Origin of the sequence: Paenibacillus alginolyticus DSM 5050 = NBRC 15375, from assembly GCF_000422905.1 — a bacterium.
In the GTDB taxonomy this organism is placed as follows: Bacteria; Bacillota; Bacilli; order Paenibacillales; family NBRC-103111; genus Paenibacillus_E; species Paenibacillus_E alginolyticus.
This window is the reverse complement of sequence record NZ_AUGY01000016.1, coordinates 82,561-97,474: the sequence shown is the minus strand read 5'-3', so window position 1 is coordinate 97,474 and position 14,914 is coordinate 82,561. Positions and strand designations below refer to the sequence as shown.

Annotated in this window: 13 protein-coding genes and 1 pseudogene; 12 read left to right on the top strand and 2 right to left on the bottom strand. The window is 47.0% G+C overall.

Annotated elements, in window-relative coordinates; genetic code table 11:
* Positions 1–5: 5 nt before the first annotated feature.
* Positions 6–461: a DIP1984 family protein gene (locus G519_RS0109275; protein WP_029194442.1), complete on the top strand. Its 456-nt coding sequence runs from the start codon at positions 6–8 to the stop codon at positions 459–461.
* A gap of 238 nt (positions 462–699) precedes the next feature.
* Here G519_RS0109275 and G519_RS0109270 read toward each other — a convergent pair whose 3' ends face one another.
* Positions 700–1,098: a PIN domain-containing protein gene (locus G519_RS0109270; RefSeq protein ID WP_029194441.1), complete on the bottom strand. Its 399-nt coding sequence runs from the start codon at positions 1,096–1,098 to the stop codon at positions 700–702.
* Positions 1,088–1,312, bottom strand: a complete 225-nt coding sequence (locus tag G519_RS0109265; protein ID WP_029194440.1) for a hypothetical protein — start codon at positions 1,310–1,312, stop codon at positions 1,088–1,090. Before G519_RS0109265 ends, G519_RS0109270 begins: the two co-directional genes overlap by 11 nt.
* A 409-nt stretch (positions 1,313–1,721) precedes the next feature.
* Between G519_RS0109265 and G519_RS0109255 the strand changes: the two genes are divergently transcribed.
* From G519_RS0109255 to G519_RS0109210, 11 genes and pseudogenes are all read left to right on the top strand, one after another.
* A complete protein-coding gene (locus G519_RS0109255) occupies positions 1,722–2,504 on the top strand; it encodes a nucleotidyltransferase domain-containing protein (RefSeq protein WP_029194439.1) in 783 nt (260 codons plus the stop codon).
* A 15-nt stretch (positions 2,505–2,519) separates the two neighbouring features.
* Complete coding sequence (locus G519_RS0109250; RefSeq protein WP_029194438.1) at positions 2,520–3,941, top strand: RtcB family protein; 1,422 nt, start codon at positions 2,520–2,522, stop codon at positions 3,939–3,941.
* Positions 3,938–4,096 carry a hypothetical protein gene (locus G519_RS52080; protein WP_244280073.1) on the top strand — a complete coding sequence of 53 codons (159 nt, stop codon included), beginning with the start codon at positions 3,938–3,940 and terminating at the stop codon, positions 4,094–4,096. Before G519_RS0109250 ends, G519_RS52080 begins: the two co-directional genes overlap by 4 nt.
* 6 nt (positions 4,097–4,102) lie before the next feature.
* The gene (locus tag G519_RS42380) at positions 4,103–5,092 is read left to right on the top strand and encodes an AAA family ATPase (RefSeq protein WP_244280072.1); all 990 of its coding nucleotides are present in this window, start codon (positions 4,103–4,105) and stop codon (positions 5,090–5,092) included.
* A 199-nt stretch (positions 5,093–5,291) separates the two neighbouring features.
* Entirely contained in the window at positions 5,292–5,870 is a 579-nt protein-coding gene (locus G519_RS0109240) for an RNA 2'-phosphotransferase (protein ID WP_029194437.1), read from the top strand.
* A pseudogene (locus G519_RS42375) lies at positions 5,863–6,387 on the top strand (TatD family hydrolase); the annotation flags it as partial. The gene G519_RS0109240 and the pseudogene G519_RS42375, both read left to right, overlap by 8 nt.
* A 565-nt stretch (positions 6,388–6,952) precedes the next feature.
* The gene (locus tag G519_RS0109230; protein WP_029194436.1) at positions 6,953–8,392 is read left to right on the top strand and encodes a hypothetical protein; all 1,440 of its coding nucleotides are present in this window, start codon (positions 6,953–6,955) and stop codon (positions 8,390–8,392) included.
* 24 nt (positions 8,393–8,416) lie between these two features.
* Positions 8,417–10,231, top strand: coding sequence for a HEAT repeat domain-containing protein (locus tag G519_RS0109225; protein WP_029194435.1), 1,815 nt, complete (start codon positions 8,417–8,419; stop codon positions 10,229–10,231).
* Positions 10,207–11,298, top strand: coding sequence for an ATP-binding protein (locus tag G519_RS0109220; RefSeq protein WP_029194434.1), 1,092 nt, complete (start codon positions 10,207–10,209; stop codon positions 11,296–11,298). The genes G519_RS0109225 and G519_RS0109220 overlap by 25 nt, the downstream gene beginning before the upstream one ends.
* The gene (locus G519_RS0109215; protein WP_051253276.1) at positions 11,256–13,628 is read left to right on the top strand and encodes a DUF5682 family protein; all 2,373 of its coding nucleotides are present in this window, start codon (positions 11,256–11,258) and stop codon (positions 13,626–13,628) included. Before G519_RS0109220 ends, G519_RS0109215 begins: the two co-directional genes overlap by 43 nt.
* Positions 13,629–13,631: 3 nt before the next feature.
* Positions 13,632–14,843, top strand: coding sequence for a VWA domain-containing protein (locus G519_RS0109210; protein WP_029194432.1), 1,212 nt, complete (start codon positions 13,632–13,634; stop codon positions 14,841–14,843).
* Positions 14,844–14,914 lie beyond the last annotated feature (71 nt).

Sequence of the window (14,914 nt, the reverse complement as noted above, 5' to 3'; positions counted from 1 at the left end):
TAACAATGAAATTAGCAGAAGCTTTAATGAATAGAGCCGATTGCCAAAAGCGTGTGGAGCAATTGAAAGCGCGATTAACACGGAGTGCTAAAGTCCAAGAAGGCGAGCAACCGCCTGAGAATCCAACAGACCTTTTTCAAGAGTTGAACGACACCTTAAATGAATTTGAGTCCTTAGTGACAGCTATCAATCGGACGAATTCTCAAGTCTCGTTGAGCACTGGGGTTACACTTGCGGAAGCTTTGGCACAAAGGGATACATTATCCACGCGGAGATCTATCATTCAAGATGTTATAAATGCTGCAGCTATTAGACAGGACCGATTCAGTAAATCGGAAGTGAAGTTTTATTCAACTGTATCTATTGTGGATTTGCAAAAGCAGGTTGATCAGTACTCGAAAGCTTTTCGCGAGCTAGACACGACCATTCAAGAAGCAAATTGGAAAACAGAGTTGTTGTAAGTAGTTATTTCATTATGAAGTTGGTAGCCTTTTGTCTGAAGGTGAGCACAACCCGCCAACTGGGTAAGTTGGACCCTGATGGTGGATGTGAGGGGCCATGTCCTGTAGGTTCGAATCCTACTGTAACTACTAATGCCCATTACAGTTATAAATGTACATGTTATGTTTATTGTTACGACCAAGTGCTGATTCAGACGAAGTGGTGAGGGTGGGAACGGGGACTTTCATAGTGAAGTAATTATTTGATTAAAGCCACGCCGTACTCTTCAATAAAATGCATGCCTTTATCTTTTGTATAGAGAGCAAATCCATGATGTTTGGCTGTTGCTATAATTAATGCATCTGGAGTCTTTAAAGCCCTTCCCTGCTTTTGCTTCTGTTCGCGACGAATTGCTCCGGCAATTTGAGCTATTTCATTATTAACCTCGACAAAATTTTCATTGCCTAGGTTTATGATCTGATCGATTTCTATATCATTTTTAGCACCACTAAGAAGTTCGCATTTTGAAATAACTGACATACAGAATGAGATGCCGTTGCTGTGTAATAAATTAAGCGTTTGGGTTATTTCTGGATATTGAATAATTAGTCCTATTGCGATATTGGTGTCAAGAAGGACTCTACTTCTACCAGTCATTTCTTGCCTCCTCTACGTCCTTTGCCCACTCTTTAGCTCTTTCTTTGCTGATTCCTTTTCCTAATGCTAATAAATCCTCTATGTTCATGCTGCGTGGATCTTCAGTAATATCTCCGCTCTCCAAGTCAATATTTACTTTTTTATAATTAACATCCATTTTAGAGAGAGCCTCCTTAATTAGATTTAGTGTGTGACTATCCAGTTTTTTTGCCATAAAAAGGTGCCACCTTTCTGATTTACTTTAATAATAACAGCATAACAGCATTTAGCTGACTGAACAAATAGAGCAGGTATATAACAGGATTTGTAATGATAAATTTTATTAATTGACACGATCATTATAATTAATCTTTCCGCCGCAACAGATTGACAGTACTTAGGTTTGACTCGTATGATGTTTGTAAATGAATGGAAAGGAGGCCGACGATATGATTCGCAATCAAATTTCTAAGAATAACCTGACAATTGAAAAGCACCTCATACCATCGGTCTCAACCGGACTAATGACGAATACGTAGGTACTCTTTGAGTAGGCCTAGTTTAAATTTGACATGATAAAGCCGTAGACGATGTTGGTCTATGGCTTTTTTGCGTCCTCATAATACGAAGAAAGGGTGAGTCCCATGACATTTGACATGACAAAAATAGATAGTGAGCTCAAACGAATAGAGCAAGAAGAAGACGTACGCATCCTCTATGCCTGCGAATCGGGTAGTAGAGCCTGGGGATTTCCATCGAAAGACAGTGATTATGATGTGAGGTTTATCTACGTTAGACCTGTGGATTGGTACTTATCCTTATTCGAGAAAAGAGATGTCATTGAGCGTCCGATCAGTGATCAGCTGGACATCAACGGTTGGGATTTGAAAAAGGCGCTGAACTTGTTTCGCAAGTCGAACCCGCCTTTGCTCGAATGGTTGCAGTCGCCGATTCAGTATTTGGAGCAATATGGTGTAACGGAGCAAATCCGCCAGCTATCTCCGTTAACCTTTTCACCGCGGTCCAGTATGTATCACTATTTGCATATGGCCAAAGGGAACTTTCGGGAATATTTGCAGGGTGAGTATGTGAAAATCAAAAAGTATTTTTATGTGTTACGCCCCATACTGGCTTGCCGATGGATTGAGGAACACGGCAGCATGCCGCCGATGGATTTTGAAGATCTGGTGGAGCAAATGCTGCCAGAATCGAAATTAAAACAAGAAGTATATACGTTGTTGACGCGTAAAAAGGCTGGTGTCGAATTCGATTTAGAGCCGAAAATTACGGTAATCAACGATTATTTAGATCGACAAATCGCTTATTTTGAAGAAACTGCCAAACATATCGCTGTCTCTGGTGAAAAGCAAGAAGCAGCATTAGATGCTTTATTCCGAGATGCGCTGAGGGAGGTTTGGGGTTCATAGAGAGGAACAAAACGAATGAAAGAAAATTATATTCAGCAGGTCCAGCTCCCCTCGGGAGTTGTGCATGTATACGCAGGACCTGAGTTGTTTAAATCTTTTGATTATCAAGTTTTTCAAATGGCTAACAACAATTTGCAGATTCCCAATCAAGTGTATATGAGCTATACCCCTGACGTACATGTCGGAGTTGGTACTTGCATAGGCACGACAGCAGTATGGAATACGCATGACGGCTATGTATCACCATCCATTGTCGGCAGCGATATAGGCTGCGGCATGAGGGTGCATATGACGAATTTGCACAAGGATGAACTGAAGGATGTGAAGCTGCGCCGCAAGCTGGTGAAGACGATCGAGAAGTATTTGCCTGTTGAAGATCACGCACGTGGTCACTTCTCGGACATCCGATTGGAGAACATCGTCACCAAAGGACTACATGGACTTCCAAAGAAATATATTCCCGACGGCTATACGCCTCGAAAGGCGACTTCGCTTACACATGTAGAAAGCAGCAAATTTACTTTGGATGAAAATGCATTGAATCGATTTCCGAGCGACGTTTGGCATCGGTCACATCGCCAGCTTGGGACGCTTGGGAATGGGAACCATTTTGCGGAGATTCAGTCAATTGAGATTGCCGAAGAGAACCGTGAGGTGGCTGAAGCATGGGGACTATTCGATGGTCAAGTGGTCGTTATGATTCACTCGGGCTCGCGTGCATGGGGCGGCTCTGTGAGTCAATATTGCAGCAGTGACATGTTGAAGGTGATGCGGATGAACGGATTAGGAACGGCTGATCCTAAGCTGTTATTTGCACCTTTAGATCATCCGGCAGCTCAGACTTACGTAAATCTCATGTATTCAGCGCTCAATTATGCTGTTGTAAATCGCCATCTCATTACCTATGCCATTCGTGAAGCTGGTAAAGATGTGTTTGGGTCGAAGTTTGAAATGACCACCTTGTACGATCTTATGCATAACTATGCTTGGGAGGAAAAACATGAGGGTGAGTCCTACTTTGTCCATCGAAAAGGGGCGACGAGGTCGCTTCCAGCAGGACATCCTGATAATCCGCAGCCTTATCAAAATACAGGTCACCCTGCACTGATTCCGGGTTCGATGGGGACAGCTTCCTACATTATGGTAGGAGCTCAGGGTGGCAAAGCCAACTTTCACTCCATCTGTCATGGAGCAGGGCGAATTCGCTCTCGCAGCGCGACGAAAAGATTGATAACGCTGAATGAATTCGCCTCTTCCATGCGAGTAGGTACGGATGAGGAAATTGTCGTTAACCAAAGATCGTTAGAATCGATTCTAGATGAATCACCGCAGGCTTACAAAGATGTAGATCAAATTATTGAAAGTGTCGTCGGAGCAGGATTGGCTGAAGTTGTAGCCAAATGTAAGCCTTTGGCGGCAGTAAAGGGTGCTAAATGAAACATGTTCAAATCGTAAAAATGAATGAAGAATCAGCGGCTGTATCGGCTCCTTTTAGGTCTGACGGCAGATCTTTAACAGCGTATGGGGACTATGCCTATGTATTAGAACGCATTCAATCTGTGCTGGGGGAGAAATATGGTCACGACTTCTAACCCTATTTGAGTGATGATGGAAAAGAAGAGTATTGGGAGCTGCTTGAACAGGATGTGAAGACAGGGTCTAGTGATGTGCAGTTCGTCACAAAGATATTTGACCATATGGAGTCACGTGCATTCGGAATAGATGCGGAAAGTGAAGCTGCGGCTTATCGCACGTTTCCAACACTGCGCAATAACGTTTTTGCTTACCCGTCCTGGGGAATCGCGTTAGCTAGAGTACCTATCTTTCGCATGAATGGCGTCGGAGAAGAGGATTTTGTTTTTGCTGTGGATGATGCGAGTCTGTTGCGTTTTCTAGAACATGCTCGGAAGCGCCGTAGGGATTTGGACCGAAGGCAGGTGACTGTTTTCACGGATGGACCTCATGGCATGGAGAAGGAACTAGCTCCTATTACTCGCATGGTCGACCGTTCGGAAGTCATTATGAAGGACGAAGTGAAGACAGACATTTATCGCTCAATCGATCAGTTTTTTGCTGAGGATCGTGCTTTTTTCAAAGAGTATCAGCTTCCTTATAAAAGAGGCATCCTGCTCTATGGGAAGCCAGGCAATGGTAAAACGACGCTTGTCAAATCGATTGCCGGCAGCGTGAAAGCTCCTGTTGCTTATTGGCAAATAACGGAGAACACAGGTAGTGAATCTATTCAAGAGGTGTTTCAAGCTGCGGCTAACATGGCGCCAATGATTCTTGTTATTGAAGATATCGACGCTATGCCTCAGCGGGCGAGGTCGTACTTTTTAAACATTTTGGATGGTGCGACTTCCAAAGAAGGCATTTTCCTCATTGGGACAACGAATTATCCGGAGCAAATTGATCCGGCTCTTATGAACCGGGCAGGGAGATTCGACCGAGCTTATGAAATCAAGCTTCCAGATCTAGAGCTGAGACAGATCTATTTGGAGCAAAAGGGGATAGGGAAGCTTCTGAACGAAGAAATGATTCGTATAACGGTGAAGCAAACAGAAGGGTTCTTTTGCCCAGTTAAATGAATTGTATGTATCGGCTGCGCTTCAGTGGCATTATGAGCAAAGCGTGAATATCGAGAAGCTGGTGAAATCGATGAAGTCGGATCTGCATAAAGGGCAGACGATGTCATGGATGAAAGAGGATTCCGATGTGAGGGTTGGGTTTTTGGTTAGTTGAGAAGTGTGATAATTAATAAGGATTAGATTTGAGGACGTGATTGACATGTTACATGATAAGGTGCAAACAAAATTAAGTAAGTTTATGAGTAAAATACTGCGGCATTCGCCAGAAGATTTCGGTCTGATCCTGAATTCTGTAGATGGTTCATGTGCGATTGCTGATTTACTAGAAATTCTTCGTGTACAGACGAAGTGGTCAGAGCTTAAAGTAAGCGATATTGAAGAAGTTGTAGCGCGTTGTGAAAAGCAGCGATTTGAAATTATCGGCGATCGGATTCGGGCCCGATACGGACATAGCCATGATAAAGTCAGCTACCCAATGGCTGTGCCTCCTCTTGTGCTCTACCATGGCACGAATGTGCAGGCTGCTCCTGTGATTTTAAAACAAGGGCTGCGTCCCATGAAGCGTCAATATGTCCATTTGTCCGAAGGACTGCATTTTGCAACGCTCGCTGGTAAACGAAGAGGGGAATTAGTTATTTTAGCCATTGATGCAGAGCAAGCTTCCAATGCTGGGGTAGTCTTCTACTATGCAGGCAATGAAGTATGGCTTGCAGACGCTGTTCCTGCCGAGTTTTGTCGCGTTTATGGGGACGAAAAGGTGGGACTGTTAAATGGATGATCAACTCATTGATATTGGAGTTAATTTGATGCATCGTTCTTTTGATCAGGACCGCGACGAAGTGGTTGCAAAGGCATTAGCAGCGGGAGTATCTCCACTCCTTTTGACTGGCACAAGCGTGAGAAACAGCGAAGGAGCTGCGCGTTATGCCGATAAATTTCCGGGGAAATTATTTACGACGGCTGGGATTCATCCGCACGATACGCGCAATTGTACGGTGCAAACCATTGATAAGATGCGTCAATTGGCGAAGCTGTCTCAAGTCGTTGCTATTGGTGAATGCGGACTGGATTATAACCGTGATTTTTCACCTCGCGACGTGCAGCGGAAATGGTTTGAGGAACAGATTCAGCTTGCCTGCGAGCTGGAAATGCCGCTTTTCCTACATGAACGTGAAGCACATTATGATTTCGTTCGCATAATGAAGCCTTATATTGGCTCAATGAAGGCTGTGGTCCATTGTTTTACAGGGTCCCTGCAGGAGCTTCAGATTTATTTGCAGTTGGGGTTTTATATCTGAATCACAGGCTGGATCTGTGATGAACGAATTTTTTGACTACATAAAAAAGTGTAAGATTTCGGCATTCCGAAAGCAGCTTTTCCAATACACGATTTTAGCGTCATTCAGCTTTCGTGAGGGCAGACGTTGGGCTAAATTGTTGTACATTATGCAACAATGAAGGGAGCAAGGCGAGATTTAGGCATAAATTGTTGCACTTACTACAACATCATTCAACAGCGAATATGAATTCATTCATCCAGCAACCTAAATTCTGCCTATAAGACGATTGATCCCGATTTAAGACAAATCAATGTAGAGCAAGTTTGGCCGAATGAATCGACGGTCTCAAATATACAACATTACACGGATAAGCAAATGAATGTCTAAGCATTTTCCTCTTGAGCGTAGCTTGCTTTGTATCAAACTTTATAAACACTCTCACCCATGGACGGCGTAAGCCGTTTATTTAGTTTTTCGAGTTCTTCGTTCTATTCACAGCTGGAGTTTCATACCCATGAAAAAGGAAAATTTAGGAACAGTGTGGAAATTGTTTGTATAACCAAGTTATGAGGGGTACAAGATGAATTATTTAACGGAATCGTATGTAGATAGTTTGGCGCTTAACAGCAGTGCGATCAAGAATGGCAAGGATTTGGTGAAGAAAAATAGTTTTCCGCTGCTCTGTCAGTCGGAGGACGGGACGATCATTTTTGGGGAGTGTAAAGGCAGCGGGAAGGACCCATATCAGTGTTCAGTTGATGTGGCGAAAGAGGGGAATCCCGTATTCCGCTGTTCATGCCCGAGCCGTCAGTTTCCGTGCAAACACAATCTCGGTTTGATGTATGCCTACACGTCAGGCAAGACGTTCATCACTGCACCTGTTCCACAAGATATTGCGGATAAAAGGGAAAAGGCTGAGAAACGGGAGGAAAAGAAGAAAGAACCTGTCGACCCGGATGCTCCAGTTGTTAAGCGCAAGACGAACAAGTCAGCATTAGTGAAGAAAATAGCTGCACAGCTGGAAGGAATCAGTATTGCTGAGAAGCTTATCTTGCAGCTTGTACAGTCAGGACTAGGAAGCCTGGACAAAAAGGCGATGCAAACTGCTGAAGAGCAGGCCAAACAGCTCGGCAACTATTATATCCCGGGTATCCAAACGGCGCTTCGTGATTTGACGCAGCAGTTCCGCGCGGATGACGATCGGGAGACCTTGTATACAAACGTGATCGAGCAGCTCACTACACTGCAAGCGTTGATCAAGAAAAGCAGGGAGTATCTCAACGGCAGATTGGAAAATCCAGATCATCCTATGGATACGGAATCAATGTTGGAAGAATGGATTGGGCATGCGTGGCAAATCGCAGAACTGAGGGAGTATGGTCGCGTTCGCAGCGAGTCCTCGGAATTGCTTCACTTGTCGTTCCGATCCTATACGGATCAGGCGAGAGGCGAGTTCATAGATGAAGGATACTGGGCGGACCTACTAAGCGGACAGCTCCACATCACAAGAACGTATCGGCCATTCCGTGCAGCGAAATACATACGTGAAGAAGATTCTATATTTCAAGTCGTCGAAGCGAAAGAACTTGCGCAATATCCCGGGGAGCTTAACACGAGGGTGCGTTGGGAAGAAGCGATATTACGCGAAGCCGATTCACAGGATTTTCAGAAAATCCGTGCTTCAGCTCACAAGTCATTCCCAGAAGTTATTAAACAAGTAAAGAATCAGATTAAAAATCCACTTTCGGACAAGCGCCCTGTCGTACTACTGCATTTTGCTGAGATCAAGAAGACGGAAACATCCTTTGTGCTGTTAGATGAACAAGGCAATCAGCTTCCTCTTGCAGACATTCCATATCTCAGCGAGCCTACGACTCACTTGCTGCCTATGCTGAATAAGACGTTCTTACAGAATCAGGCGATTCTGGTTATGTTCGAACAAAATTGGAAGATTAACAGGCTTGAGGCGCAGCCTTTAAGCATCGTAACGACAAATGAAGTCGTTCGCTTACTTTATTGACGAATAGAATTAGGAGACGAACCCATGAGTATAGATCTATTGTTTGAGCTGCAGCATGAGGTGCGGCGTTTGTTTATAGCAGGGAGCGGGATGGCGGCGGGTGATTTACGTTTGCAGAAAATGCTTCCCCAACTGCAGAAGTTGGGCGAGTCAGCGCCGGTGTTTAATCGAATGGCTCAGGCGGTTAGTCAAGTTCTAGAGGCCGAGACGAGTGGCTCAGCGAGCAGACTTTTAGAATTAGGCACACTGTTGAATTCTGTGCTGTACACGCAGGGGAAAACGGAGACGAAAGAGGAACTCATTCCTGTGGAAGGAACTGGGGCGAAGCTTTCGACGTTAATCCCTTACCGCAAGCTGCACCCACTCATTGAGGCATTGACGCAAAAAGGTCAGGGCCGAATGGAGCAGCTTCGTCAAGGGTACGACGATGGGTTGTTTCATGATTTCCGCGTCATACCTGCGGCTGTTTCTGCGTTAGACGACAGTTATGTAGAAATACCCGATTTTCTTCATCGAAAGGTGCTGCCCGCACTCGGAATGGAGGCACTTCCCGCGCTTCAGCAGCAACTCCAGCTGGATGGCGGGAAAGGTGACGCCCGCAGATTGGAGCTTATCCATGGTTTGCTTGCGCTATCTGCCTTAGACCTCCTTCTTCAAGCTGCCAAACAGGGTTCAACGGAAGTCCGCTCCACGGCGATTGAACTTCTGGGGGATTATCCTGATCAAGAGGATTTTATTCTGGAGCAAGCTGACGATAAGAAAAAAGAGATACGCAGAGCCGCCTTGTTCGCCTTATCTCGTCTTGGAACGGAGCAAGCCATCGCTCGCCTTTACAAGGCACTGGGTTCGAAGGATCAGGATCTTGCGATAGAGCCGATTCAATTGTGCAAGGCCAATGATTTGACTCTCAACGTCATCGGGCATGCGGAAGATGTGTTGGAGCGAATCGTTCAACGTACAAACGTGGAAGATTCCGCACAACAGTTGTTGGCGGACATCCGCAGCTTACAAGGCAAAAGAGTACCGGAAGTCGTGAATTTCCTAGAAAAAGTACTGTCTATGCCTAGTTTTATTGTTCCGGAAACGGAAGCTGTCCAGGAGGCTGCTGCTGATCTTCTGCTGCAATTGGATCTGCCGGAGGCAGACCGGTTTGCTGTTTCTTTACATGAGGCGTACAATCGCAAGTTTATTGCTTATAGCTTTAGAGCGGCCATCAAGATTCTTCCTCCAGAGGACGTCTACGAACGCTTTTGCCATGATCTTAAGGATAAAAAGCAGCCTGCGGCTAAAGATTTATTGCGAGTATTGTATGAAGTGACACCGACGCTGCTGCACCAAGCAGATGAACCAAATGAGGCTGCTTCACCTCATTTTGTAACATGGGATTCAAGATGGGTGCATCTGTTTGTGAAATTGGATGAGGAAGAGCTCGTGTGCAGATTTGCTCAAGACCCGGACCCGAAAGTCACGGCTTATCTAGTCAAAAAATGCGAGGAGCTGCCTAATTTTAACCGAAATAAAACAGCTAATATGTTGTTGATTCTTTTCAGCCAAAACTATCAGGATGCGCCTAGGCTGCTCATGGATATATTGGAAAAAGGCGGAGCCAAGCAGTTCTATTACTTGGATCGTGTCCAGCTTACATTGCTTTCTTTACTGCCAAGGCATTATGCACAGAGATTGCAGCAATTTGCAGAAGGGCTATCCTATCAAGGCATGAAAAATCAACTGCTAGAAATCGCGGAAACGATAGCTGCGAAGCCGGAACAAATCGAACGCTCAGATAACGAAGAGAAGGGACAGGGATTATGGGGATGGATCAAAAGCAAGATGTCGTAAGGTTACCCTCTGAACGTTTATACACCCACGAATTGGAAGCTTTGAAGAAATTGGATCAAGATGCGAAGCCGGCCGGGTGGCAGCTCTCTCCGAAGGCAGTACTGACGTTCCTGATTGGTGGAAATGTAAAAGGGGTCGCGATTACGCCGAAATATATCGGAAACAAGCGGTTGGTAGAAATGGCGATAGCTACTCTGTTGACAGACCGAGCCCTTATGTTGATCGGGGAACCGGGAACGGCTAAATCTTGGCTTTCAGAAAATTTGACGGCAGCGATCCATGGGGATTCTGGCAAGGTCATTCAAGGAACGGCAGGCACGAGCGAGGAGCATATTCGTTATTCATGGAACTATGCCATGCTGCTGGCGCAAGGCCCTTCCGATCAAGCGATTATTAAAAGCCCGATTTTCCGCGCAATGGAAACAGGTGGGATTGCCCGATTCGAAGAGATCTCGCGCTGTGCGTCCGAAGTACAGGACGCCTTGATCTCCATCCTGTCGGAGAAGACGATCTCGATTCCGGAGCTGGGCAGAGAAGTGTTTGCTGCAAGAGGATTCTCTATCATCGCAACGGCTAACACGCGCGACCGTGGAGTGAACGAGATGTCAGCCGCATTGAAGCGGCGATTTAACATCATCGTGCTCCCATCCCCTTCGGATATCGATACGGAAGTGGAGATTGTTCGCAAACGTGTCAGAGAGATTTCGACGAGCTATGAGTTGAGAGCGTCGCTCCCAGAGGAGGAGGCGGTGCGCAAGGTTGTGACGATTTTCCGTGAGCTGCGAAGCGGTATGACACTCGACGGCAAAGAGAAGGTGAAAGGGCCGAGTGGCGTGATTTCGACGGCTGAAGCGATCTCGCTGTTAACAGGCAGCATGGCGCTTGCAGGGAGCTTTGGCAGCGGTCAGATCAGTGAAGAAGACATAGCGGCCGGGCTCCAGGGAGCTATTGTGAAAGATGAAGAGAAAGACCGTCTTGTATGGAAGGAATATCTAGAAAATGTGATGAAAAAGCGGGGATCGACATGGAGAAATCTGTACTTCGCGTGCTCGGAGATGAACAACTAGATCGCAGTCAGGGGTTTCATGTTTTCGGTATACGGCATTTATCTCCTGCAGGCGCTTTCCACCTACTTGCTTTCTTAGATGAAGTGAAGCCTACGGCCGTGCTCGTTGAAGGACCTAGCGACGCAAGCGGGTTTATTGCTGAACTGACCTCTCATGGCGTTGTTCCGCCGATTGCCATTTTGGCGTATACGGATCAACTGCCTGTAAGGACCTTGTTGTACCCATATGCAGATTATTCACCGGAATATCAAGCGTTTCAATGGGCTAGCCGCAACGGTGCGCAGGCTGAGTTTATCGATTTGCCATCCGAGCATGCTTTGGCCTTATACGAGCAGAGGCAGCGGAGGTCCTCTTCTGCTGAGGGAGAGGGCAATCAGACGGAGGACGACGCTTTTCGGGCGTATGTCCAGGAACAGAGGACTCTGTATCAGCAGCTTGCTGAACTGTCAGAAGAACCGGATTACGAGGCATACTGGGAGCGGCATTTTGAACATAATTTGCAAAAAGACGCCTACCGTCATGGCATTTATCAATTCTCGGCTCAAATGCGTGAGCTTACCGCTCAGCAGGAGTGGCAATATACGCCACAAGAGGCGGCCTACAATGAGATTCGGGAAGCTTACATGCGGCGCAAAATTCAGGATGCTATTGAAGCTGGGCACGCTCCTGAGAAAATTGTAGTCGTAACTGGCGCGCATCATGCCTCCGCATTAGATTTCCGCTTTCCGGTGATGACGGATGAAGAGATGAGGGGGCTGCCCAAGACGACAACTAAGCTTACGCTGATGCCTTATTCTTACTATAAGCTGTCTTCGCACTCGGGCTATGGGGCAGGGAACCAGGCCCCCGCTTATTTCGAATTGTTTTGGCAGTGCCTCCAAAAAGGTGACTTGAGCAGGCTTCCTTCCTTGTATTTTTCTCAGGTAGCTGGTTATCTCAGGGAACATGGCACTTTTAGATCCACAGCTTCGCTCATCGAAGGTGTGAGGCTGGCAGAGGCTCTTGCTGCTTTACACGACGGTAATCATCCTACGTGGAAAGACCTTCGGGACGCAGCAACGGTATGTCTCGGTCATGGGGAGCTTTCGACAATTGCGGAAGCATTGGCAAGGACGGACGTGGGCACGGCCATCGGCAGATTGCCCGAAGGAGTCAGCCAGACGCCAATTCAAGATGATTTGAACAGAAAACTTAAGCGACTTAAGCTGGAGAAATATAAATCTACGGTAGCTACTACCTTAGAGCTTGATTTACGTGAGAACCGCAGGGTGAAGTCGGAGGAAGCTGCGTTTCTGGATTTGAAGCGGTCTGTTCTCCTTCACCGTCTTGAACTGCTGGGCATTAACTTTGCCAAGAAGCAAAGAGTGAATCAAGACTCCGCATCATGGGCGGAGAATTGGGTACTTCAGTGGACGCCGGAAGCCGAGATCCAAGCCGTGGAGTCGACCTTGAAGGGGGAGACGATTGAGCTAGCGGCGGCTTTTGTACTGAAGGAACGGCTCGACGTTTGCGGCGATATCGCGGAAGCTTCGCGCATCATTCGGGTCGCCTGCGATGCTTCGTTGACCGAGCTAATGGAGCAGGCCAAATCCACGCTGCAAGGGCTTGCGGTGGATGCCGGCAACTTCGAGAAGGTCGCAGGGGCGGCCTACGAGCTGTCGGTGTTGATCCGTTATGGATCGATTCGCCGAATCGAAACGGATACCCTTGTTCCACTGCTTCAGCAGCTATTCCTGCGCGGAACGCTGCTTCTCCTAGATAGCGCGGGCTGCAACGATGAAGCTGCTCAGGGCATGGTTCGAGCGATGCAGTTGCTGCACACAATTGCTCAAGACCATTTTGAAACGGTAGACGATAGTTTATGGTTGAGTAAACTGCAAGAGCTGGCTTCGCGTGATGATCGAAATGCTAAGCTTTCGGGCTTCGCTTTCGCTATTTTGCTTGAGCGAAATGAAATACCGGATGAGCGTGTTGCTCAGGAAGTTTCGCGCCGCTTATCACCTGGGATTCCCGTTGATCTGGGAGCGGGATGGTTCGAAGGGATGTCGATGCGCAACCGATATGCGCTGCTGTCAAGACAAACGTTGTGGCAGCAGCTCGATACCTATATCGGATCGTTGGACAAAGAGGCCTTCCAACGTTCACTTGTGTTTCTACGCCGTGCTTTCGGTTCATTCGAACCGAGGGAGAAGGCAACGGTGGCCGAGATGATGGGCGATATTTGGGGCGTTGGTGCAGATAACGCCGGAACTGCTTTGCAGCAGCCGTTAAGCGAGGAAGAGAAGGAGAAGCTGGATGAGCTCAACGATTTTGATTTTGGGGATTTGTAGCCTATGACGATGATAGATCAAGAACAACTGAAGCGTTGGCGGTTAATTCTGGGTGCTGCTTCCGAAGAGAAGCTGAAGTCTTTTGGCGCTGGAGATGGAATGCTCGACGAGGAGTCGAGACTCATGGATGAGGCGCTTGCCGCGATCTATGATGAGACATCCGGCATTAGTGCTGATGACGGATCGAACGTGGGCGGCCCACGCAAAGCGGGGCTGGGGCCTTCGTCCCCAAAGCTTGCCAAGTGGCTGGGCGATATCCGCACTTTTTTCCCGCCGGACGTGGTCTCCGTCATTCAGTCCGATGCCATTGAGCGCAAAGGCTTGAAACAGCTGCTCTTCGAGCCGGAGCTTCTTTCCCAAGTGAAGCCGGACATCCAAATGGTAGCCACATTAATGGCACTCAAAGGGAAAATTCCGGAGAAAACGAAAGAAACAGCAAGGCAATTAGTGAAGGCTGTTGTAGATGAAATCGTGAAGCGGCTTTCGCAGGATTTGCGCCGAGCTGTAACTGGTGCCTTGAATCGCAGACAGCATTCGCCGCTGCCGTCGTCCACGGGACTGGACTGGAACACAACCATCCGCAAAAATCTCAAGAACTATGACAAGGAGCGCGGTCTCCTGTTGCCTGAAAAAGTCTACTTCTTTGACCGAGCACGTCGGAGCAAAGAATGGACGGTCATCCTGGATATTGATCAAAGCGGTTCGATGGCGGGCTCTGTCATTTACGCGTCCATTATTGGTTCTATTTTCGCCAGTATGCCGGCTCTGGACACGCGAGTGGTTGCTTTTGACACCGAAGTCGTTGATTTAAGTGAGCAGTGTGCAGAAGATCCCGTTGATATGCTGTTTGGGATTCAGCTTGGCGGGGGAACAGATATTAACAAATCCATCGCTTACTGCGAGCCTTTTATCACGGAGCCGAAGAAAACGCTGTTTATCTTGGTCTCAGACTTATATGAAGGCGGCAATCGGACAGAGATGATTCAAAGACTTGTCGACATGCACCAGGCAGGCGTGAAGACGATCTGCTTACTCGCTTTATCTGACCAGGGCGTTCCTTCTTATGACGATGCTGTTGCTAAAAAACTAGCACAATACGGTATCGCTTGTTTCGGATGTTCTCCTGAGAAGCTCCCGGAATTCATTGAAGGTGCATTAAAAGGGCATGATCTTGCGGTGCTTGCGGAGAGGGTGAAGCATGGTAAGGGGATGTAGTTAATAATGCTAGCTGCAGAACAGTCCTATGCGTAAATTCAATGAGCAGTATTTTTGTGGGAAAGGGAGTG